The sequence below is a fragment of the Tardiphaga sp. OK245 genome (assembly GCF_900108575.1).
Lineage (GTDB): Bacteria > Pseudomonadota > Alphaproteobacteria > Rhizobiales > Xanthobacteraceae > Tardiphaga > Tardiphaga robiniae.
This window is the reverse complement of record NZ_FNWZ01000004.1, coordinates 668,897-689,034: the sequence shown is the minus strand read 5'-3', so window position 1 is coordinate 689,034 and position 20,138 is coordinate 668,897. Positions and strand designations below refer to the sequence as shown.

Here is a 20,138-nt window from a genome sequence, read left to right as displayed (position 1 = left end):
ATCCACGCTCATCGGGGGGATGGATGGCGGGCGCGGCGATCGACGATATTCTGCTGAACATCAGTCCGGGTGGCCAGATGGCGCTCGGCATCGTGCTGGCGCTGATCATGTATGGCGTCGCGCTCGATCTTCGCGTCGCCGATTTTGTCGATGTATTCCGACGTCCGGCGGCGCCGCTCGCGGGGCTCGCCGCGCAACTGATCCTGCTGCCGGCGGTCACATGGGCGATCACCATGGTGTTGAAGCCGCAGCCTTCCATCGCGCTTGGCATGATGGTGGTGGCGGCCTGTCCTGGTGGCAACATCTCCAACCTCATCACTCATATGGCGCGCGGCAACACGGCGCTGTCGGTGTCGATGACCGGCATCTCCAGCCTGCTTGCGTCCGTCACGACGCCGCTGAACATCCTGTTCTGGGCCGGGCTCAATCCGCAAACCGCCGCACTGCTGCGCCAGGTGAGCGTCGATCCCGTCTCGTTTATCGGATCGACCGTGCTGCTGCTCGGCGTGCCGATGGTTGCCGGTCTGCTCACGGTGCGTCATCTGCCGGGGCTGGCCGACCGTCTGCGCCGGCCGCTGCAGATCCTGTCTTTCGTGTTCCTGATCGGATTTATTTTGGCCGCAACCGTCACCAACTGGCGCTACATCTCGGTGTTCTCGACCTCGGTGCTGCCCTTCGTCGTGCTGCATAACGCGATCGCCGTCGCACTCGGCTGGGGCGTCGCGAAGATCCTTGGGCTCAGCGACTACGACACCCGCGCGCTCACCATCGAAGTCAGCATGCATAATTCCGGCCTGGGGCTGGCGCTGATCCTCACGCAATTCGACGGCCTTGGCGGGGCTGCGCTGGTCGCCGCTGGCTGGGGAGTCTGGCACCTCGTCTCCGGCTGGGCGCTGGCGGCCTGGTGGAAACGGCGCGATCCACATCCGGCACGCATGGAAGGTGCTGCATGAGCGACGCGATGGCGAATAGTGGGGTGCTGATCACCGGCGCTGCTGGCTTCATCGGCAGCGCGCTGTTGCGCGAGCTGGCGCGCAGTGACGGGCCGGTGACAGCGCTCGATCTGCGCGAGGTGCCGCCACAACAGCGCCTCGACGGCGTAGCCTATGAGCACGGCGACATTCGCGATCCCGGCTTGAAGGATGTCGTCGCCCGCGTGAAACCCCGTACGGTGGTGTATCTGGCTTCGGTCGTTGCCGTCGGCGGCGACGACCGGCGCGACTATGAGATCGACGTGCTGGGCACGCGCAATGTGCTGGAAGCCTGTCTCGCGGCTGGTGTTGGCCACCTCATCGTCACCTCGAGCGGCGCGGCCTATGGCTATCACGCCGACAATCCCGTCCCGTTGCGCGAGGCCGATCCGCTGCGCGGTAACGAGGATTTCCCTTATGCGCGCAACAAGCGCGAGGTCGAGGAGATGCTGGCGCGCTGGCGTAGCGATCATCCGCAATTGCGGCAGACCGTGTTTCGTCCCTGCACGGTGCTGGGGCCAACCACGAACAACCAGATCACTGCATTGTTCGAGCGCCCTGTTGTCACCGGCCTCAGTGGCACCGCAACGCCGTTCTCGCTGATCGCCGATTCCGATGTGGTGGCGGCACTGGCGCAGGCCGTGCACACTGGCAAGGGCGGCATCTATAATCTCGCCGGCGATGGTACGCTCAGCCTGCGCGAGATTGCGCAGCTGAATGGCAAGCCGTTCATTCCAATTCCGCCCGCGGTGATGAAGGGTGCGCTGTGGTTGCTCCATGCGTTCGGGCTGACCAAGTTGACACCACAGAATGTCAAATTCATCCAGTATCGTCCGGTACTCGATAATACGCGCCTCAAGTCCGAATTCGGCTACTCACCGCAGCTCGATGCGCGCGCCGTGTTCGAACGCTATCGCGACGAGCGCCCGGAGCCGATGTCATGACTTTCCTTGTCATCGGCGCCGGTCCCGCAGGTCTTGCCGCAATCCAGAGCCTGAAAGCCGCTGGCCATGCGGTGGAAGCCGTGGAGCAGAATGCCGATATTGGCGGGCAGTGGCTGTATGGCGCGGCGCCGAGCGCAGTCTACGCCTCGACGCATCTGATCTCGTCGAAGCGTACCACGGCCTTTGCGGATTTCCCGATGCCGGAGGACTGGCCGGCCTATCCGGGCCATCGCCAGGTGCTGGATTATCTGCAGAGCTATGCCCGGCATTTCGATCTCTATCCGCTGATCCGCTTCAACACTGGCGTGCGCAGTCTGACGCGGCAGGGTGGCGGATGGCGCGCCGTTTTCAGCGACGGTACGGCAGCCGACTATGCCGGCGTCGTCATCGCCAATGGCCATCTCAGCGATCCCCTGATCCCCAAAACGTCAGGCACCTTTGATGGCCCCGTGATGCATGCCAAGGACTACAAGACCGCCGATATCTTTGCTGGCCAGCGCGTGCTGGTGGTCGGTATGGGCAATACCGGCTGCGACATTGTCGTCGATGCGATCCATCGCGCGGATAAGGTGTTGTGGAGCGTGCGCGGCGGCAATCATTTCGTGCCGAAATTCCTCGCTGGCAAGCCGGCGGACGAAGGCAATCACAAGCCGAAGCGCTTCATCATCCCGAAGAACCTGCGCTCAAGGCTGCACGAGCCGATCCTGCGCTTCATCGTCGGCGCGCCGGAGCATTTCGGCCTGCCCAAGCCACAGCACCGGCTCTATGACCGGACACCGATCGTCAATTCGCTGGTGCTGCAGCATCTTGGCCAGGGCGATGTCGCCCTGCGCAAGCCAGTCCGCGAATTCAACAGCAAGTCGGTCGTGTTCGCCGATGGCCGCTGCGACGAGGTCGATCTGGTGTTGCTTGCGACCGGCTACCGGATCACGTTTCCGTTCCTCGGCGATCTCCGTGCACTCGATTGGCAGGACGCGATCGGTGCGCCCAAGCTGTTCATGAACATGTTTCCGTCGGAGGATAACGGCCTGTATGTGGCCGGGCTGCTGGAAGGCGCGGGCGTGGGCTGGGAAGGGCGTGCATTGCAGGCCCGCGTGATCGCAGCCTATCTCACAGCGCGCAGTGCCCGGCCGGATGCGGCGGTAACGCTGCGGCAGGAGATCACGCAGTGGTTCGCGCGGCCGCCTCGGCGCGACGGCGGCGAACACGGATTGTTTGTCGATTTTCTGACCTACAAGCGAGACCTGCAGCGCGTGCTGGCCCGGTTGAGTTGACACGTGAGGGGTCTATAAGTTGCCCCGAACCATTCCAGCGGAGGACATCATGGGAACATCGATCAGCTTCAAGCGCCCCGACGGCAAGGAAGCCAAGGGCTATCTCGCCAATGCCCAGGCCGGCAATGCGCCCGGCGTCGTCGTGATCCAGGAATGGTGGGGTCTGCAGGAGCAGATCAAGGGCCTGGCCGATCGTCTTGCGCTGGCCGGCTTCGATGCGCTGGCGCCTGATCTCTATAATGGTGTGGTCGTGCCCTATCACGACACGGATGCGGCCGGCAAAGAAATGAACTCGCTCGATTTCATGGACGCCACCACGCAGACCGTGCGCGGCGCGGCGCAATATCTGTCGCGCAACGGCGCCAAGGTCGGTCTCACCGGTTTCTGCCTTGGCGGCGCCGTGACCATCATCGGTTCGTGCAAGATTCCCGAACTCAAGGCCGCCGTGGCGTTCTATGGCATTCCGCCGGAGCAGGCCGCGAAGCCCGCCGATGTGCAGGTGCCGCTGCAGGGCCACTTCGCTAATCGCGACGACTGGTGCACGCCTGCGGTGGTTGATGCGTTCGAGAACGGCCTGAAGGCTGCCGGCAAGTCGGCCGAGTTCTTCCGCTATGATGCCGACCACGCTTTCGTCAACGAACAGCGCGTCAGCGTACATGACCGCGAAGCCGCCGAACTCGCCTGGGGCCGCGCGACGGCGTTCTTCAAGAAACATCTGGGCTGAGGCCTTTTGATCGGATGCTGATCCGCAGAGCACGACCCGATGAAGCGGCCGAGATATGCGATGTCTTGCGCCGTTCCATCGCCGAGCTCTGCGGCGCCGATCATCATGACGATCCGGCGATCCTGCAGAGGTGGCTCGACAACAAGACGCCGGCGGTGGTCGGGGGCTGGATTGCCCATCCGGACAATTTCGTTCTCGTCGCGGTCGAGGAAGAAACAGTGCTCGCCGTCGGCATCGTCAGACACGATGGCGAGATTACGTGCAACTACGTCTCGCCGGATGCCCGGTTCCGGGGCGTCAGCAAGGCGATGCTGGCACAGCTTGAGGCGACCGCACGGGACCATGGCAACGATGTCTGCAATCTGATCAGCACCGAGACAGCACATCGCCTGTATCTGTCTGCCGGCTATGAAGACTGCGGAGTGCCGCAGGGAAAATTCGGCACGACGTCATCCTTTCCCATGCTGAAGCGGCTCACCGGTGAAGCTCACACATCGTGACGCACAGCCGCGTGGCAGCTTGATGCGACAGGCCTGACCTTGTAGGTCGAGGCCGATGACATCCGACTTCACCATTTCCGATTTGCGCCAGCAGCCCGACTTCTTCGATACCGTCGCCGATCGTATCTGGCAGGCGTGGTGGAAACGCCATGGCGTGCCCGAGGCCTATATCGTCGAGCGACTGCGCGAGAACATGCAGGGGACCGACCTGCCGATCGCGCTGGTGGCCCATCGTGGGCCAGACTTTCTCGGAACGGCGTCGCTGCTGGTGTCCGATCTCGACGAGCGTCCGCAATATACGCCCTGGGTGGCGGCGGTCTGGACCGAGCCAGATGCCCGCAAACAGGGTATCGCCCCGGCGCTGATCGAACGGGCGTGCCTGGAGGCCTTCTCCCGGGGGCGTGCCCGGGTCTATCTCTGCGCTGCCCCGCCCCGTCGGGCCTGGTACGAGAGCATCGGCTGGACCCCGATCGAGGACGGCGTCGGGGCGCTTAAACTGACGGTATTCGTCCGGGAGCGGCCGAGGGCCGTTTAGTCCCTTGACCTTCCGGGCCGGCCATGGTGATTTGCCCGCCATGAGCACCCCTGTCCGCAACAGCCGTCGTTGGTGGCGCACCTCCTGAAGAGGTGGTCGGTGCGATTTGCTTATTTTCAATCGTCGAAGGCCGCCATCGCAGTGCGACGGCCTTTGCTTGTTTGTTCTGTGTGGCGCCCCCTCCGGCATGTTTCCTAAGAGGACACCATGAACAGGACTGTGTTTTCGCTCCCCGCTGACAGCGCCTACAAGACCCGCGCGGGTCTCACCGTGGCGCGCCATGTCGATTATTTCACCGGCGGCACCGCGCTGGACGATCTGATCGTCCGGCTCGACCAGCGCCGCGGCGTGGTGCTGTCGTCGGGTACCACGGTGCCCGGTCGCTATGAGAGCTTCGATCTCGGTTTTGCCGATCCGCCGTTGCTGCTGGAAACCACCGGGACGGATTTCACGCTAACGGCGCTGAACAAGCGTGGCCAGGTGTTGATCGCCTTCCTCGCCGACACGCTGCAGGATCCCTGTATCGCGCTCGACGGGCGGACGATGTCGAAGCTCAAGGGCCACATCATCCGCGGCGAGGCGCCGGTCGAGGAAGACCAGCGCACCCGCCGCGCCAGCGTGATGTCACTGGTGCGCGACATGGTCGCGCAATTGTTTTCCTCGGACGATTCCATGCTCGGGCTCTATGGCGCCTTCGCCTATGACCTCGTGTTCCAGATGGAGGACCTGAAGCAGAAGCGCATGCGCGAGGCCGACCAGCGCGACATCGTGCTGTATCTGCCCGACACGCTGCTGGCCTATGACCGCGCCACCGGCCGCGGCGTGCTGATGTCCTATGATTTCACCTGGAAGGATCGCACGACCAAGGGCCTGCCGCGTGATACGCCCGACAGCGGCTACAACAAGGCACCGCGTCAGGGCTTTGCCGATCACGCACCCGGTGAATATCAGCGCACGGTGGAGAACGCCCGTGCCGCTTTTGCGCGTGGCGATCTGTTCGAGGCGGTGCCCGGTCAGTTGTTCGCCGAGCCCTGCGAGCGTTCGCCGGCGGAAGTGTTCCAGCGGCTATGTGTTATTAACCCGTCGCCCTATGGCGCGCTGATGAATCTCGGCGATGGCGAATTTCTCGTCGCTGCCTCGCCGGAAATGTTCGTGCGTTCCGACGGTCGCCGCGTCGAGACCTGTCCGATCTCTGGCACCATCGCGCGCGGCGTCGATGCCATCGGCGATGCCGAACAGATACGGCAGTTGCTGAATTCGGAGAAAGACGAGTTCGAACTCAACATGTGCACCGACGTCGATCGTAACGATAAGGCGCGTGTCTGCGTGCCTGGCACGATCAAGGTGCTGGCGCGGCGGCAGATCGAGACCTACTCAAAACTGTTCCACACCGTCGATCATGTGGAAGGCATGCTGCGGCCGGGCTTTGATGCGCTCGATGCGTTCCTGACCCATGCCTGGGCGGTGACCGTGACCGGCGCGCCGAAGCTCTGGGCGATGCAGTTCGTCGAGGATAACGAGCGCTCGTCGCGGCGTTGGTATGCCGGCGCGATTGGTGCCGTGTCATTCGATGGCGGCATCAATACCGGGATCACCATCCGTACGATCCGCATGAAGGACGGCCTCGCCGAAGTTCGCGTCGGCGCGACGCTGCTGTTCGATTCGGATCCCGTCGCCGAAGAGAAGGAATGCCAGACCAAGGCTGCAGCCCTGTTCCAGGCGCTGCGCGGCGATCCGCCGAAGCGGCTGTCGGCCTTTGCGCCGGATGCAACCGGTTCGGGCAAGAAGGTGCTGCTGATCGATCACGACGACAGTTTCGTGCATATGCTGGCGGATTATTTCCGTCAGGTCGGCGCCACCGTCAGCGTGGTTCGTCATGTCCATGCACAGACCGTCCTGAACCGCGAGAGTTTCGATCTCCTCGTGCTGTCGCCGGGGCCGGGACGTCCCGCCGATTTCGGCATAGGCAAGACACTCGATACCGCGCTGGACAAGAAACTGCCGGTGTTCGGCGTCTGCCTGGGCGTGCAGGCAATCGGCGAATATTTCGGCGGCGTGCTGGGCCAGCTCGCGCAGCCGGCGCATGGACGGCCGTCGCGCGTGCAGGTGCGCGGCGGAAAGTTGATGAACGGTCTGCCCAATGAAATCGTCATCGGCCGCTATCACTCGCTGTTTGTCGAGCAGGACAGCATGCCCGATGTGCTCACCGTGACGGCCTCCACCGAGGACGGTGTCGCCATGGCCATCGAACACAAGACGCTGCCGGTCGGCGGCGTGCAGTTTCATCCGGAATCGCTGATGTCGCTTGGCGGCGAGGTCGGCTTACGTATCGTCGAAAACGCATTTCGGTTGGGGCAGCGCCCCAACTGATCTCCATCTGAAGAATCGAAAGACCCTGATGACACCCGAACTCGCGCACGATCTCAAAGCCTCCGTCCGCACCATTGTGGATTATCCGAAGCCGGGTATCCTGTTTCGCGACATCACCACACTGCTGGGTGATGCACGCTCGTTCCGCCGCGCGGTGGACGAGCTGGTACAGCCCTGGGCGGGCTTGAAGATCGACAAGGTCGCCGGCATGGAAGCGCGCGGCTTCATCATCGGCGGCGCGGTGGCGCATCAGCTCTCGGCCGGCTTCGTGCCGATCCGCAAGAAGGGCAAGCTGCCGCACACGACGGTGCGGATCGCCTATTCGCTGGAATACGGCATCGACGAAATGGAAGTGCATGCCGACGCCATCAAGCCCGGCGAGCGCGTGATCCTGGTGGACGACCTGATCGCCACCGGCGGCACGGCTGAAGGCGCCGTCAAGCTGATGCGCCAGATCGGCGCTGAGGTGATGGCGGCGTGTTTCATCATTGACCTGCCGGATCTCGGTGGTGCGGCAAAGCTGCGTGCGATGGACGTGCCGGTGCGCACGTTGATGACGTTCGACGGGCATTGAAGCGCTGACACGAACTCTGGTGTCGTCCCCCGCGAAGGCGGAGACCCATACACGCGAGCAATTTAAATAGAGCGCTGTCGTGGTGGCTCTGCCGCTTCAATCATGCTGACCGTGGTTATGGATCCCCGCCTTCGCGGGGATGACAACTGAGAATCCTGAGCTTGTCGCCCGCCCTCACGATCCCTGCAGCAGCAGTCCCAGCTCGATTTCCCGAAAGCTGAAATAATTCTTCCTGATCCACTGATGCAGCTCGGTCGATGAATCCTGCTCCGAGCGCAAATAGCCGGTGAAGGAGAAATTCAGCCGGTCGATATAGGTCTTGAGGAACACCGGCAGCGCCGCGATGCGCAGCATGCGGCCCTGCGCCAGCGCCACCGGGATTTCGCCGCGCAGCACGTGTTCGTTGTCGATCACATAAAGCGAATTGCGGGTGAACTGCTGCTGCAGCATCTCGTAGCCGCGCAATGAGGCGCGGTCGCTATCGCCCATGAAGAACACGATGGGCGCCACGCCGCGGCGTGCGGCTTCCTTGGCGAAACCGATCTCGCCGGTCATTTTGAAGAATTCGTCGAAGGCGAAATAGCCGAGGTCGATCACCTTGGCGACGTCGTCATTGATGATGAGCCGGTCCATCAGCGACATCTTGCCAAATGTGTCGCCGATATCGGCGGTCTCGGTCAGCTTCGGCAGGAAATCCAGCAGCGACGGTTCTTTCAGGCTGACATCGAAGGCGGTGACGTCGCCGCGCTGCAGCTTCAGGAATTCGCATAACAGGCGCGCGACGAGGGTCTTGCCGACCATCGGTCGCGTCGAGCAGATGATATAAACGGGCGTGCGTCGCATCGGCGCAATATCAGGCGAATCCGACGCCGCTCCAATCGTTAAATGGACTTACTTCTCGCCGGGGCTGCGGGCACCGGGCTTGTCGTGGACGATGTCGGTCAGCTTGATGCGGTCGAATTCGCTCCAGACATTGGCCAGCCAGTGCCGGACATAGCCGCGCAGCACGAACGAATAGTTCGCGGTCTCGTCATGCGGTCCCTTGTTGGCGACGAATTTCAGGAACGGCACGCTGGAGACCTCGACCTGCTCATAGGCCATTTCGTTCAGCTTCGGGATGGTGATCTCGGTGGCGCCCTTGATGCGGTGGAAATAGGAGTTGTAGGTCGCCTGGTCCCATTCGAAGAAGCTGGTGTTGTTGATGAAGTTCTTCACCAGGAAATACTTCGCACCGTCCATGAAGCCGGCGGTCTCGGCGATCTCGTCCAGGGAGGCGATCGACGGGCCGAGTATATGGAAAACGGCAAAGGTAATCTGGCCGGACTTGGCGGCATCGAGGAAGCCGATGTCACGCAGATCGGCCAGCGCCCGGGACAGCAGGCCTGCGCGGACGTCGATCACGGTCACCGAGGGCGATGCGCTGTTGAGCGTATCGAAGATCTTCATCTGGTCGGACGTGGTCGTCATGTCGACGATTTCGGTGATGTCCGAATGGAACCGCTTCAGCGTGCCGCGCGGCGCTTCGGTGTCGAAAGCGCGCGTCGGGACGTTGTTGGCGCTGAAATAGTCCAGAACCGTCCGCGAAACCGTGGTCTTGCCGACCCCACCCTTGTCCGCGCCGACGACAATCACTGCTGGCTTCGCCATGGAATTCCTTTGCCGCTTTCAACTGGAGCATCCGCGCGCTGGAGATTCGCGCGCCGGAGAACACTACCCGATGCCTGCTTTGGGCGCGAACATGGCAGAAACAAGGGGGATTTCAATCGCTGAAAGATATGGCCCACGGAAATCATTGGGAAATTCTCCATATTTGGCTGCTGGCGTTGTTTCCCGCATTACGGCTACCCGACCGGGCTTGCAGGTGCCGGGGTCCCCGGCGGCGCTCACCACACCGTGATTGATGCGACGCACAAAATAGATTGCAGCCTAATCGATAGGGTCCTATCTAATTTCCATGCCCCACTCCCAAGCGCATATCCAGGCCGAACTGGGCCTCTTGGTTGCGCGACTGGCACGGGTCTGGCGCCGCAAGGCTGACCAGACCCTGTCGGCGCATGGCCTGTCCGAAGCCACGGCCCATCCGCTGCTGATCCTGTCCCGCGCCGGACGCGAGAACGTGCGTCAGGGCGTGCTCGCCGACGAAATGGGGCTCGAAGGTCCATCGGTGGTCCGGCTGATCGACCTGCTGGCTGCCGAAGGGCTCGTCGAGCGCCGCGAGGATCCGACCGACCGCCGCGCCAAGGTTTTGCACCTGACCCCGCTTGGCGAAGCCAAGGCCGAAGAGATCAGGCGTGTCATGCGCCGGCTGCGCGGTGACCTGATGAAAGGGATCGCGCCGGACGAACTCGCCATCGCTTTCGATGTGCTCGGACGGATCGAGCAATCGGCCAATCGCCTGTATGAGGCCGCTGAGGAGGCGGACGCCCTGCCATGACTTCCGCTGCTGCCCAACAGCCGTTTCTTGTCCGTCACGCCGACATCATCTTCTCCGTGAAAACCTTCATCGCCGGCATGATGGCGCTGCTGATCGGTTTTGCGATGGATCTGCCGCGGCCCTACTGGGCGCTGGCCACGGTCTATATCGCCTCGCAGCCGCTGGCCGGCGCCACGCGTTCGAAAGCGCTGTTTCGCGTCATCGGCACACTGGTTGGGGCTTCGGCCAGCGTCGTGCTGGTGCCAAATCTCGTCAATTCGCCGGAACTGCTCAGCCTCGCCATCGCGCTGTGGGTCGGTCTCTGTCTCTATGTGTCACTGCTGGACAGGACGCCGCGCGGCTACATGTTCATGCTGGCAGGCTATACCTGCGCGCTGATCAGCTTTCCCTCGGTCAACGAACCCGCAGCCATCTTCGATACGGCCGTGGCGCGCAGCGAGGAGATCATTGTCGGCATTCTCTGCGCGACGCTGGTATCCACGATCCTGCTGCCGCGCAGCGTCGGTCCGGCGGTTGCAGCGCGGGTCGATAGCTGGCTCGCCGGTGCGCGCAAGCTGACGCAGGACGTGCTAGCCGGCCGCAGCGCCGATCCGGCCACGCGCGATCTGCGCCTCAAGCTCGCCGCCGATGCCGTCGATATCGATACGCTCGCCGATCATCTGGCCTATGATCGGCTCGGCGGACGCGAGACCTCACGCTGGATGCGTGCCCTGCGCACGCGCATGCTGACATTCCTGCCGCTGCTGTCATCCATGGGCGATCGCATCGACGCGCTGGGCGAAGACGCGCGGACGACCTCACCGCAATTGATGGTGCTGATCGTCGACGTCTCCGCCTGGATTGCTGACAACAGCACCGACCGTGAACCCGCCGAGCGGCTGCGCAGCATGATCGCCGCGCAGCAGCCGAAGCTGAGCGCGTCGTCGTCATGGACCGAGATCATGATCGCGAGCCTGCTGATGCGGATGCGCGAGCTCGTCGATATCTCGGCAGATTGCCGGGTCCTCAATCAGGCGATTGCCGAGGGCGGCCGTCCGCCGGGCGCGAAACTCGCCTTTCAGGCTGAAGCCGGTGTGGCCCCGGTGCGGCATGTCGATCACGGCATGGCGCTATGGTCCGCAGCAGGCGTGTTCATTACCATCCTCGTCTGCTGCGCGTTCTGGATCGCCACCGGCTGGACCGATGGCGCGACAGCACCGACCATGGCGGCTGTCGGCTGCTCGTTCTTCGCCAGCATGGATGATCCCGCGGTGGGGTTGCGCGGCTTTGCCAAATGGACGCTGGCCGCGATGGTGATCATCGCGCTCTATCTGTTCGCGATCCTGCCGGCCATCACCGATGTCGAAGTGCTTGTTGCCGTGCTGGCGCCGCCGTTCCTGCTGTTCGGCTATCTGATTGCACGCCCCACCACCTTCTTCATCGGCATGCTGCTGGCCGCGAATACCGCGACGCTGATGGCGCTGCAGACGACCTACAATGCCGACTTCACGAGTTTCGCCAATTCCAGCGTGGCCTTCTTCGTCGGCACCGAACTGTCGGTCATCTCGATCCAGTTGATCCGCTCAGTCGGCTCCGAATGGAGTGTGAAGCGGCTGATGCGGCGCGGCTGGATCGCCATCGCGCAGGCTGCCGAACAGCGCGGCAATCGTGACCGCGCGGCCTTTGCCGGGCTGATGCTGAACCGCATCGGCCTTCTCGCGCCACGGCTGACGGCGCTGAAGGATTCGCCGCTGCGTGCTGTCGACAACCTGCGCGAATTGCGCGTCGGGCTGAATATCGTCGATCTGCGCCGCGCAAGGCATCATCTGTCGTCACCGACGCTCAATGCGATGGACACGATGCTGGACGAACTGGCCGTGAGCTTCCGCAACTACAAAGGCGGTGCGATGCCGGAGCCGCTGCTGGCGAAAGTCGATCACGCGCTGTCTGAGGCCATGGGCGAACGGGGGGCAGGGCGTGCGGATGCGCTGATCGGGCTCGTCGGCATTCGCCGCGGTCTGTTTCCGACGGCACCTGCCTATCTGCCCGAGCCGGGCCTTCTCGCCGGGAGTGTGGCGGCGTGAGATATGAAATCGATCTGTTCGGCGTGCTGATGCCGTCGCTGATGCTGTGGCTGATCATCACTTACGCCATCGGCACACTGCTGCGCCCGTTGATCGAGCGCTCCGGCCTCTATCGCTATGTCTGGCACCGCGCGCTGTTCGATCTTGCTCTGTATGTCTGCCTGCTCGGTGGCGTGGTCTATTTATCCTCCGGATTGCTGTCATGAAAAATGCTGTGAGTTTCGTTCGTCGTTTCGCCGTCACCGCGCTGGCCGTCGTCGCCGCGCTCGCCGTGGGGCGCTATCTCTGGGTCTATTACATGGATGCACCATGGACACGTGACGGCCGCGTCCGCGCCGATGTGGTCACCGTGGCGCCGGATGTGTCCGGTTTCGTTACCGAGATTCTGGTGCGTGATAATCAGAAGGTGACGAGCGGCGATGTCATCATGCGGATTGACCGCGCGCGTTTCGCGCTGGCGCTGCAGCAGGCCGAAGCCGTCGTCGCCGGCCGTACGGCCAGCCTTGAGCAGGCCGATCTCGATCTGAAGCGCTATAAGGATCTGACGACGGCCGCCGTCTCGCAGCAGAAGCAGGAGCAGGTGCTGGCGACGCAACTGCTGGCCAAGGCGTCACTGGATCAGGCCATCGCCGATCGGGCGGTGGCGCAGCTCAATCTCGATCGCAGTGAGGTTCACGCGCCCGTCTCGGGCGTGATCTCCAATATGGACCTGCGCCCCGGCACCTATGTCACCGCCGGCAAGGGCGTGATGGCATTGGTCGATACGTCGAGCCTGCATGTCGACGGCTATTTCGAGGAGACCAAGCTGTCGCGGATCCACGTCGGCGATCCCGTCCACATTCACTTGATGGGTGATGCCGCCAAGCTCACCGGCCATGTGGAGAGCGTTGCCGCCGGCATCGAGGATCGCGACCGCGCAGAGGGTAGCAACCTGCTCGCCAATGTGACCCCGACCTTCAGTTGGGTCCGTCTCGCCCAGCGCGTGCCGGTGCGCATCGCGCTCGACGCTGTTCCGGCAGGTGCGACGCTGGTCGCGGGCCGCACGGGGACGGTGGAGATTTTGCCGGGCAACGGGACGACGATTGCGAAGGTGAACTGACGAAGCTCATACTCACAGTCTGTCATCCCCGCGAAGGCGGGGATCCATACACACTGTAGTCTCGTTGATCACCGTTGGGAGAAGCCTTCACTTCAGCGGAGAGGATGGAGGTTATGGGTCCCCGCCTTCGCGGGGACGACAGTAGAGTTGTTCGTGCTTCAACTCGCTAATTGTCGACTATCGGTGACTGTGCACCCACCAGCATCACTTCAAACCGCGCCCGTATTTCCCGAGGCGTGGCGCCGAAGCGCTTTTTGAAGGTGCGGTTGAAATAAGACAGGTCGCCGAAGCCGACCTCGAAAGCGATGGTGCTGACGGCGCGATCTCCGCGGTTGCCGTCGCGCAGCATGTGGAAGGCGCGTTCCAGACGGCGCTCCAGCAGATAGTCCGAAAACGTCCGGCCTTCGGCCTCGAACAATTTCTGGAAATAACGCGCGGTGACGCCATGGGTGGTCGCGAGCCGCTCCAGTGACAGCGTCGGCTGGCTGAGGCTGGCCTCGATATCGGCCTTGAGCGACAGCAGGCTGATAGTCGGCCGATCCTGGCGCCATGCGCCACGTCGTCCCGGCGCATCGGCTTCATCGATCATGGTGGCGACGAGGCCGTTCATGTAATCGATGGCAAGACTCGTCAGCGCAGCGGAATTCATCGGCAACAGACCGCGCATTACGGCAGCGGCGTAATGGCCGAGCGCGATCAGCCCGCCATTGTCATGGGCGATGTGGCGCATGCCGGCATGGCCATTGCTGGGGAGTAGCAGGCAATCGACACGGCTCACATCATTCATGATGAAGGTGGTGGCGCGGCTGGGATCGAGAATGATCGCCTCGCGTGGCATGCATGTCTGGCGCTGGCCATCCTGCTGGACGATCACCACGCCGTCCGAGGGGCGCAGCACCAGAATGTCCTGCGGCGAGTCGTTGCCGGTCGTGGCGCTATCGTCGTCGGGCATGGTCCAGAGCGGTGCGGGATCGAAACACGACATCAGTCCGAGATGCGGCTGCATCCGCAGGATCGCCTTTGACTGGAACGGCGCTGCGCGAAACGATCCCAGCGAATTACGCTGCACGGTCTTCCACGGCAGGCGGCTCTCAAGCGGCTTGCGCAGGGTGTCATCGATATCGTCGGCAACCAGCCAGAGCGGGACGAGAGGGCAATCGGGAGCGGCATCGACGCAGGATGGAGACCGCGACTGATGCGCGTTTGCCACAGCATCGAATCCAAACCGCTTCGTTCGCTCCAGTCCGACTATCAATTCACCGAGTCCAAGTCATGCAATGGGCTGTGCCGTATCGCTGTGACGATAGACGGAATGCACAGGCGTAAGAAGAGTAAAGCCGTGGCTGGAATTTACATTGATTCCAAACTGCTGCGGCCTCGGTCGAATTGACCGGCTCGACCTCTCCAGTGCTTCGTCGCCACGAACATACGGAAGACTCCGAGCTCATGCGTTACAGCCAGTTCCTCCTCATCCCCGCCGTCGGGCTCATGTCGTCGCAGGCCGTTGCGCAGCAGAGCGCGGGCGTCACGCTCGACGAGATCACGGTCACCGCCGCGCGTGCCCAGCGCTCGATTTCGGATATTCCGCAGACGGTGCAGGTGGTCGATCAGAAGGAGATCGACGAGCAGCTCAAGCAGAGCGGCAGCGCATCGGCGCTGCTGGCAAAATTGCTGCCGGGCTTCTCGGTGTCGAACCAGACCATCTCCGGCGCTTCCGAAAGCTACCGCGGCCGCGACCTCCTGGTGCTGATGGACGGCGTGCCGCTGACGACGCCGCTCCGCGACGTCTCGCGCGTCCTGTCGCTGATCGATCTGAATTCCGTCGAGCGCATCGAACTGGTCGCGGGTGCATCGAGCCTGTATGGCGCCGGCGCGACGGGCGGTACGGTGAATTTCGTCACCAAGAAAGCGCAGCCGGGCGGTCCGCGCGTCAGCGTCAACACGGCGCTGCGCACCTTCACCGCCGATCCCGGCGGTTCGCTGGCGCCAGAAATGTCGGCGACGGTCAGTGGCAAGGGCACGAATGGCATCGACTATGTATTCGTCGGCAGCGGCCGCGGCGCGCAGAAGACTTATGATGGTGCGGGCCGCGAGCTGCCATCGGACGCCATGCTCGGGCAGGGAGGTGGCGATCGTCTCGCCAGCGGTAATTTCCTGGGCAAGATCGGTTACGATTTCGATGGCGGCAAGCGCATCGAAGCCTCGATCAGCCAGTTCTATCTCGACCAGACGCCGAAATATCTTACCGACTATTCGGGCGCTTATGCGAAGCCGGATTTCACCAAGCCCTATACCGGGCAGAGCGTGCTGGAAGATTCGCGCTCGTTCCAATTGCGCTACAGCGATACCGACTTCGTGCTTGGCAATCTCAGCGTGGTCGGCTTCTACAATGATATCAAGAAGCGCTTCAACTATTCGGAATTTTCCTATCCCTATAACTCGCTGGTCTATTATTCCGGCAACCCGCTGAGCCCGACCAGCCCCGCCAACCAGACCACACTGTATTCCGAGCGCGGCGGGGTCAATCTGACGATCGATACGCCGCTCGACCGCATCTGGAACGGCGCCAAGGTGACCTGGGGCACCGACGTCGTCCATGACAAGACATGGCAGACACTGACCGATGGACGCGATGTGTTCACGCCGCTGACCCAGGTAACGACCGCGGGATTTGCGTTGGTTCAAATCCCGATCACCGATCGGCTGACCGCGCGCGGTGGCATTCGCTACGAGCATTTCGATCTCAGCGTCGACGATTTCCTGCGTCCGGCCGCCTATGCCGCGATCTCGCCCGTGACGCGCTTCGTTCTGCCGGCGCTCAATGTTATCGGCGGCCAATACGAATATGCCTCGCCGACCTATAATCTCGGCGCGACCTTCAAGCTCAACAACAAGATCGACCTGTTCGGCGGTTTCTCGCAGGGCTATGCGCTGCCTGATGTCGGCGCCTATACGCGCCGCGCCGGCCTGTCATCCACGGCCTTCGCCTGTCCGGTGGCGACGCCGAACTGCCTGCCGCTGGCACGCCAGACCATCTCTTTCAGCTCGATCGCGCCGGAAGCCCAGATCGTCAACAATTACGAAATCGGCATCCGCGGCGGCGACGGCCCCTACAAGGGCAGCATCACCGGTTTCGTCAGCACGTCCGAGAAGGGCGTGACCTTCGATCCAGTCACCAACCTGATTTCGCAGCAGAAGGAAATGATCTACGGCGTCGAATATATCGGCGAGATGGCGATCAACCGGAATTTCACGCTGGGTACCACGATCGGCTACAAGGAAGGCCGCTACGACACCAACAAGGATGGCGTGCTCGACTCGTGGCTGCCCAACAACCGGATCGGCAGTCCGGTGCGCGGTCTGATCTTCGGCGACTATCGCTTCGACAACGGCATCAAGCTGCGCGTCGAGGGCGAGGGCTATTCGGGCCGGAACCGCGGCATCAACCTGACCAATACGGTCTATCCCATCGAGGGTGGTTTCACGATGAATGCCGCGCTGAGCGGGCCGGTCTATGGCGGTGAGGCCTATGCAGCCGTCAACAACCTGTTCGATACGGAGCTGCAGAATCCGACCGCGACGTCGGTGCGCAACCTGCCGGTCTATTCCTGGGGCCGCACCGTGACGGTCGGCTATCGCAAGACGTTCTAGGGCGTGATCCCGAAAAGCGGTCGCCGGTTTTCGGATCAGATCACGCTCAAACGAGACAAACCTTCCAAGGCCACTTCCCAGGGAGTTCTAATTGCCATCATGGTGGATCTGGAGATTGATGGGAGCCTGCTGACGCTACGGTTCCTGCCGCCTTACGCGGAGTCGGACGAGCGCGATTATCTGGCCGCGCTGGCCCGGGTCGGCGAGCATGATGCGCCATTCGAACTTCTGACCGTGTTCGGGGGCGGCGGGAAACTGTCCGTCGCCGGCGAGCGGGAGCAGGCGCTGTGGTTCAAGGCGACGCGCGGCCATATCTCCGCGCGCTGCCGTGCTGTGGCGATTGTACGCCCCGGCGCCAACAAGAAGATGGAAGAGACGTTTCGGAAGCTCTGGCCGATGCCGCTGGTGGCGCTCGAGGACGAGATCGCCGCGCGCGCCTTTCTCGCCGAACATCGCGGCCTCGCATGAGCACCGTGGAGCTTAACGCATCTGCGCCGGTCGCCGTCATGGGACGCAAGCGGCTGTTCGTCGTGCTTGGCGGGCTGTATCTGGCACAGGCGATCCCGTCCTATCTGTTCGCGGCGGCACTGCCGCCAATCATGCGCGAGGCCGGTGTGTCGCGCAGCGAGATCGGCTATCTCAGTCTTTGGTTCCTGCCGCTGTTGCTGAAGTTCTTCTGGGCGCCGGTCGTCGATCGCATCCGCCCGTTCGCGCGCGCACATCGCGCCGGCTGGGTGATCGTGACCCAAACCGGGGTCATCATCAGCCTGCTGTGTTTGATCCCGCTCGGCGCAACCAATATCTGGGGCATCATCACGGTGGGCCTGTTCGGTTCACTGCTGATCTCGACCCAGGATATCGCCACCGATGGCTATGCTGCGAAATATCTGGCGCCGGAGGATCGTGCCATCGGCAACGCCATCCAGGGCGGCTCGGTCGCGTTCGGTGTCGTGATCGGCGGCACGCTCGGGCTGGTGCTGTATGCGCAGATCGGTTGGACCGGTATGCTGCTGACCATCGCCGGCTTCTCGTTGATCCCGCTCTTTGCCGCCTTCGCCATGCGCGAGGACGAAGCCGGGCAGATCGATCCGTCGAAGCCGCGGCCGTCCGTGATGGCCTTCCTGCGCCGCCGCGAGGTGCGCAACATTCTCTGGATCGCGCTGATCTACCGGATGAGCGAGGGCCTCGTGAAGGCGATGGAGGGCAGCTATCTCGTCGATGCCGGCGTGCCGCTCAAACAGATCGGTTATCTTTCCGGCGGTGCCGCGACGACGGCGGGTCTCGCAGGCGCCGCTGGTGCGGCGTGGCTGCTGCAACGCTGCGGCACCGGCTGGACGCTGGGTCTGCTGGGCATTCTCCGCACCATCTGCTTTGCGCTGTTCACGGCGCATGCGCTGGGTGTCGTGACCGGCATCTGGCCGATTTTCGGCGCGGCCGGATTCCAGACCTTGATCCGCTATATGGAGATCGTTGCGCTTTACAGCCTGTTCATGGCGGCGGCATCGAAGGATCAGCCGGGCACCGACTTCACGATTCTCGCCTGCGCCCAGCTCATCATCTACTTCATCGGCTCGATGCTGTCGGGCCGTATTGCCGATCTGCTCGGCTATGGGACGCTATTCAGCGTCGCCACAGTGTTGTCGCTGATCGCGGCGATTGCGACGATGCGCATTCTCGCCGCGCAACCGCCCGCTAGTTTGACGCCGGCGCAGCCTGCGTGAAGCTGCGATCGACGGCCTTGCTGACATCGACCTGCTTTGACAGGATTCCGTAGCGCGTGGCGCGGTCGGAGGCTTCCTGGAACTCCTTCACCACGCCATCGTCGATGGCGATCGGCCGTGTGTCCTGCGCCTTGTAGGCGCGCGCCAGCACGTCTTCCGGCAGCTTGGTCAGCTCGGCGGTGTTCTTTGCATAGACCTCGACATGCTCACGCGACCAGGTGCGGGCCTTGTTGAGCCGCTGCAGCAGGTCGGCGACGGCCTCGCGCTTGGTGGTAATCGCCTGCTCGGAGGCCACGATAAACGTCAGGGTCGGAGTCAGACCGGTGCCATCGGCAACCACCCGCGCATTGTCTTTCAGCACGGCGTAGGAGATGTAGGGTTCCCATACGGCCCAGCCGTCGATCGAACCGGCGAGAAGTGCAATCTTGGCATCGACGGGACCGAGCGGCGCGAAAGTTGCGTCGCTGGTCTTGTAACCGGCTTTCTCCAGCGTCGCCTCAATCAGGAACTGGCCCCAGCCGCCGCGTGTGCCTGCGAGGCGCTTGCCCTTGAGGTCGGCAGCGGTCTTGATCGGTGAATCGTTGCGCACCAGGATCGCCTGCGTGTCCGCATTGGAGCGTGTGCCGCCTATCGCCTTGATCGGTGCGCCGTTGGCATAGACCGTGAGGAACGAGAGGTCGCCGGTGTAACCGACATCGAGTGCGCCGGCATTGATGGCTTCGAGGATCGGCGCCGCCGCAGGGAATTCCGACCACTGGATCTTGTAAGGCAAGTCCTTCGCCAAGCCGGAGATCTCCAGCAGCGAGCGGTTGCCGCCCTTCTGGTCGCCGACGCGCAGCGTGATCTGGTCTGCCGCGAAAGCGGAGGTGGCGAGCGTTGCGCTGAAGGCTGTGGCAATGAGCGTTGATAGCAAACGGCGCGTAGGGGAAGCGGTGGTCATGGTCATTTTCTCTGATGCAATGGCGTGCATCAAAGCTACGTCCGACACGGATTCAGTCAATGAAATGGCTGACTGAATATCATCGAGCGAAAGCAACGAATGTGGCGTTGTTGGAAATGGCGTGGAAGTTTTGCGCTTTCGGAAAATCTGATGTGTTTTGGCCCACCGTCAACCTGCGTGCGCATTCCCGCCCAACTCTGCCGCCTTTCCGCCAGAATTCCCTTCCGCGGCGCATTTGGTGCGCCGCAGAATAGCCACGAGCGTCAGCCGAAATAGGGAATGGATTACTCCGAACAGACAAAAACCCTGGCGCTATTTCGCAATCGGGCCGTTTGGAG

Annotated in this window: 19 protein-coding genes; 15 read left to right on the top strand and 4 right to left on the bottom strand. The window is 62.7% G+C overall.

What is annotated here, in order from left to right; translation table 11 throughout:
- Positions 1-23: 23 nt before the first annotated feature.
- The 8 genes from BLW80_RS21890 to BLW80_RS21855 all read left to right on the top strand — a co-directional run bounded on the left by BLW80_RS21890 (position 24) and on the right by BLW80_RS21855 (position 7,892).
- A complete protein-coding gene (locus BLW80_RS21890) occupies positions 24-953 on the top strand; it encodes a bile acid:sodium symporter family protein (RefSeq protein ID WP_093759601.1) in 930 nt (309 codons plus the stop codon).
- Positions 950-1,915: an SDR family oxidoreductase gene (locus tag BLW80_RS21885; protein ID WP_093759600.1), complete on the top strand. Its 966-nt coding sequence runs from the start codon at positions 950-952 to the stop codon at positions 1,913-1,915. The genes BLW80_RS21890 and BLW80_RS21885 overlap by 4 nt, the downstream gene beginning before the upstream one ends.
- The gene (locus tag BLW80_RS21880) at positions 1,912-3,189 is read left to right on the top strand and encodes a flavin-containing monooxygenase (RefSeq protein ID WP_093759599.1); all 1,278 of its coding nucleotides are present in this window, start codon (positions 1,912-1,914) and stop codon (positions 3,187-3,189) included. Before BLW80_RS21885 ends, BLW80_RS21880 begins: the two co-directional genes overlap by 4 nt.
- Positions 3,190-3,238: 49 nt before the next feature.
- On the top strand, positions 3,239-3,913 hold the full coding sequence (locus BLW80_RS21875) for a dienelactone hydrolase family protein (protein ID WP_093759598.1): 675 nt from the start codon (positions 3,239-3,241) through the stop codon (positions 3,911-3,913).
- 65 nt (positions 3,914-3,978) lie between these two features.
- Positions 3,979-4,413, top strand: coding sequence for a GNAT family N-acetyltransferase (locus BLW80_RS21870; RefSeq protein WP_349633112.1), 435 nt, complete (start codon positions 3,979-3,981; stop codon positions 4,411-4,413).
- Positions 4,414-4,468: 55 nt separating this feature from the next.
- Positions 4,469-4,948, top strand: coding sequence for a GNAT family N-acetyltransferase (locus BLW80_RS21865; RefSeq protein ID WP_093759596.1), 480 nt, complete (start codon positions 4,469-4,471; stop codon positions 4,946-4,948).
- A 207-nt stretch (positions 4,949-5,155) separates the two neighbouring features.
- On the top strand, positions 5,156-7,318 hold the full coding sequence (locus tag BLW80_RS21860; RefSeq protein WP_093759595.1) for an anthranilate synthase component I: 2,163 nt from the start codon (positions 5,156-5,158) through the stop codon (positions 7,316-7,318).
- A 28-nt stretch (positions 7,319-7,346) separates the two neighbouring features.
- Positions 7,347-7,892: an adenine phosphoribosyltransferase gene (locus BLW80_RS21855; protein WP_093759594.1), complete on the top strand. Its 546-nt coding sequence runs from the start codon at positions 7,347-7,349 to the stop codon at positions 7,890-7,892.
- A 174-nt stretch (positions 7,893-8,066) separates the two neighbouring features.
- On the opposite strand, the gene BLW80_RS21850 is transcribed toward BLW80_RS21855, so the two are convergent.
- Together BLW80_RS21850 and BLW80_RS21845 are read right to left on the bottom strand one after the other, a co-directional pair.
- On the bottom strand, positions 8,067-8,735 hold the full coding sequence (locus BLW80_RS21850; protein WP_093759593.1) for a hypothetical protein: 669 nt from the start codon (positions 8,733-8,735) through the stop codon (positions 8,067-8,069).
- 48 nt (positions 8,736-8,783) lie between these two features.
- The gene (locus tag BLW80_RS21845; protein ID WP_089262507.1) at positions 8,784-9,539 is read right to left on the bottom strand and encodes a P-loop NTPase family protein; all 756 of its coding nucleotides are present in this window, start codon (positions 9,537-9,539) and stop codon (positions 8,784-8,786) included.
- A gap of 307 nt (positions 9,540-9,846) precedes the next feature.
- Between BLW80_RS21845 and BLW80_RS21840 the strand changes: the two genes are divergently transcribed.
- From BLW80_RS21840 to BLW80_RS21825, 4 genes are read left to right on the top strand one after another with little or no spacing between them, the layout of a single operon-like run.
- Positions 9,847-10,326 carry a MarR family winged helix-turn-helix transcriptional regulator gene (locus BLW80_RS21840; RefSeq protein ID WP_093759592.1) on the top strand — a complete coding sequence of 160 codons (480 nt, stop codon included), beginning with the start codon at positions 9,847-9,849 and terminating at the stop codon, positions 10,324-10,326.
- Positions 10,323-12,389: an FUSC family protein gene (locus BLW80_RS21835; RefSeq protein WP_093759591.1), complete on the top strand. Its 2,067-nt coding sequence runs from the start codon at positions 10,323-10,325 to the stop codon at positions 12,387-12,389. Before BLW80_RS21840 ends, BLW80_RS21835 begins: the two co-directional genes overlap by 4 nt.
- Positions 12,386-12,595: a DUF1656 domain-containing protein gene (locus tag BLW80_RS21830; RefSeq protein WP_093759590.1), complete on the top strand. Its 210-nt coding sequence runs from the start codon at positions 12,386-12,388 to the stop codon at positions 12,593-12,595. Before BLW80_RS21835 ends, BLW80_RS21830 begins: the two co-directional genes overlap by 4 nt.
- On the top strand, positions 12,592-13,488 hold the full coding sequence (locus BLW80_RS21825) for an efflux RND transporter periplasmic adaptor subunit (RefSeq protein WP_093759589.1): 897 nt from the start codon (positions 12,592-12,594) through the stop codon (positions 13,486-13,488). Before BLW80_RS21830 ends, BLW80_RS21825 begins: the two co-directional genes overlap by 4 nt.
- A 166-nt stretch (positions 13,489-13,654) precedes the next feature.
- Here BLW80_RS21825 and BLW80_RS21820 read toward each other — a convergent pair whose 3' ends face one another.
- The gene (locus BLW80_RS21820) at positions 13,655-14,698 is read right to left on the bottom strand and encodes a helix-turn-helix transcriptional regulator (protein ID WP_244528379.1); all 1,044 of its coding nucleotides are present in this window, start codon (positions 14,696-14,698) and stop codon (positions 13,655-13,657) included.
- 236 nt (positions 14,699-14,934) lie between these two features.
- Here BLW80_RS21820 and BLW80_RS21815 point away from each other — a divergent pair, with 236 nt between their 5' ends.
- The 3 genes from BLW80_RS21815 to BLW80_RS21805 all read left to right on the top strand — a co-directional run bounded on the left by BLW80_RS21815 (position 14,935) and on the right by BLW80_RS21805 (position 18,860).
- Entirely contained in the window at positions 14,935-17,139 is a 2,205-nt protein-coding gene (locus BLW80_RS21815) for a TonB-dependent receptor (protein ID WP_093760057.1), read from the top strand.
- Between the two features lie 99 nt (positions 17,140-17,238).
- Complete coding sequence (locus BLW80_RS21810) at positions 17,239-17,607, top strand: hypothetical protein (RefSeq protein ID WP_089262497.1); 369 nt, start codon at positions 17,239-17,241, stop codon at positions 17,605-17,607.
- Positions 17,604-18,860, top strand: coding sequence for an MFS transporter (locus BLW80_RS21805; RefSeq protein WP_093759587.1), 1,257 nt, complete (start codon positions 17,604-17,606; stop codon positions 18,858-18,860). Before BLW80_RS21810 ends, BLW80_RS21805 begins: the two co-directional genes overlap by 4 nt.
- Here the strand turns inward: BLW80_RS21805 and BLW80_RS21800 are convergent.
- Positions 18,832-19,800, bottom strand: coding sequence for an ABC transporter substrate-binding protein (locus tag BLW80_RS21800; RefSeq protein ID WP_244528377.1), 969 nt, complete (start codon positions 19,798-19,800; stop codon positions 18,832-18,834). The genes BLW80_RS21805 and BLW80_RS21800 overlap by 29 nt on opposite strands.
- Between the last annotated feature and the right edge of the window lie 338 nt (positions 19,801-20,138).

What these genes read in the sequence shown, in the direction of transcription:
- BLW80_RS21835 (WP_093759591.1), top strand. Translation starts at nt 10,323, where the DNA reads ATGACTTCCGCTGCTGCCCAACAGCCGTTTCTTGTCCGTCACGCCGAC.
- BLW80_RS21805 (WP_093759587.1), top strand. Translation starts at nt 17,604, where the DNA reads ATGAGCACCGTGGAGCTTAACGCATCTGCGCCGGTCGCCGTCATGGGA.
- BLW80_RS21885 (WP_093759600.1), top strand. Translation starts at nt 950, where the DNA reads ATGAGCGACGCGATGGCGAATAGTGGGGTGCTGATCACCGGCGCTGCT.
- BLW80_RS21850 (WP_093759593.1), bottom strand. Translation starts at nt 8,735, where the DNA reads ATGCGACGCACGCCCGTTTATATCATCTGCTCGACGCGACCGATGGTC.
- BLW80_RS21890 (WP_093759601.1), top strand. Translation starts at nt 24, where the DNA reads ATGGCGGGCGCGGCGATCGACGATATTCTGCTGAACATCAGTCCGGGT.
- BLW80_RS21845 (WP_089262507.1), bottom strand. Translation starts at nt 9,539, where the DNA reads ATGGCGAAGCCAGCAGTGATTGTCGTCGGCGCGGACAAGGGTGGGGTC.
- BLW80_RS21875 (WP_093759598.1), top strand. Translation starts at nt 3,239, where the DNA reads ATGGGAACATCGATCAGCTTCAAGCGCCCCGACGGCAAGGAAGCCAAG.
- BLW80_RS21860 (WP_093759595.1), top strand. Translation starts at nt 5,156, where the DNA reads ATGAACAGGACTGTGTTTTCGCTCCCCGCTGACAGCGCCTACAAGACC.
- BLW80_RS21855 (WP_093759594.1), top strand. Translation starts at nt 7,347, where the DNA reads ATGACACCCGAACTCGCGCACGATCTCAAAGCCTCCGTCCGCACCATT.
- BLW80_RS21865 (WP_093759596.1), top strand. Translation starts at nt 4,469, where the DNA reads ATGACATCCGACTTCACCATTTCCGATTTGCGCCAGCAGCCCGACTTC.
- BLW80_RS21840 (WP_093759592.1), top strand. Translation starts at nt 9,847, where the DNA reads ATGCCCCACTCCCAAGCGCATATCCAGGCCGAACTGGGCCTCTTGGTT.
- BLW80_RS21825 (WP_093759589.1), top strand. Translation starts at nt 12,592, where the DNA reads ATGAAAAATGCTGTGAGTTTCGTTCGTCGTTTCGCCGTCACCGCGCTG.
- BLW80_RS21880 (WP_093759599.1), top strand. Translation starts at nt 1,912, where the DNA reads ATGACTTTCCTTGTCATCGGCGCCGGTCCCGCAGGTCTTGCCGCAATC.
- BLW80_RS21810 (WP_089262497.1), top strand. Translation starts at nt 17,239, where the DNA reads ATGGTGGATCTGGAGATTGATGGGAGCCTGCTGACGCTACGGTTCCTG.
- BLW80_RS21800 (WP_244528377.1), bottom strand. Translation starts at nt 19,800, where the DNA reads ATGACCACCGCTTCCCCTACGCGCCGTTTGCTATCAACGCTCATTGCC.
- BLW80_RS21815 (WP_093760057.1), top strand. Translation starts at nt 14,935, where the DNA reads ATGCGTTACAGCCAGTTCCTCCTCATCCCCGCCGTCGGGCTCATGTCG.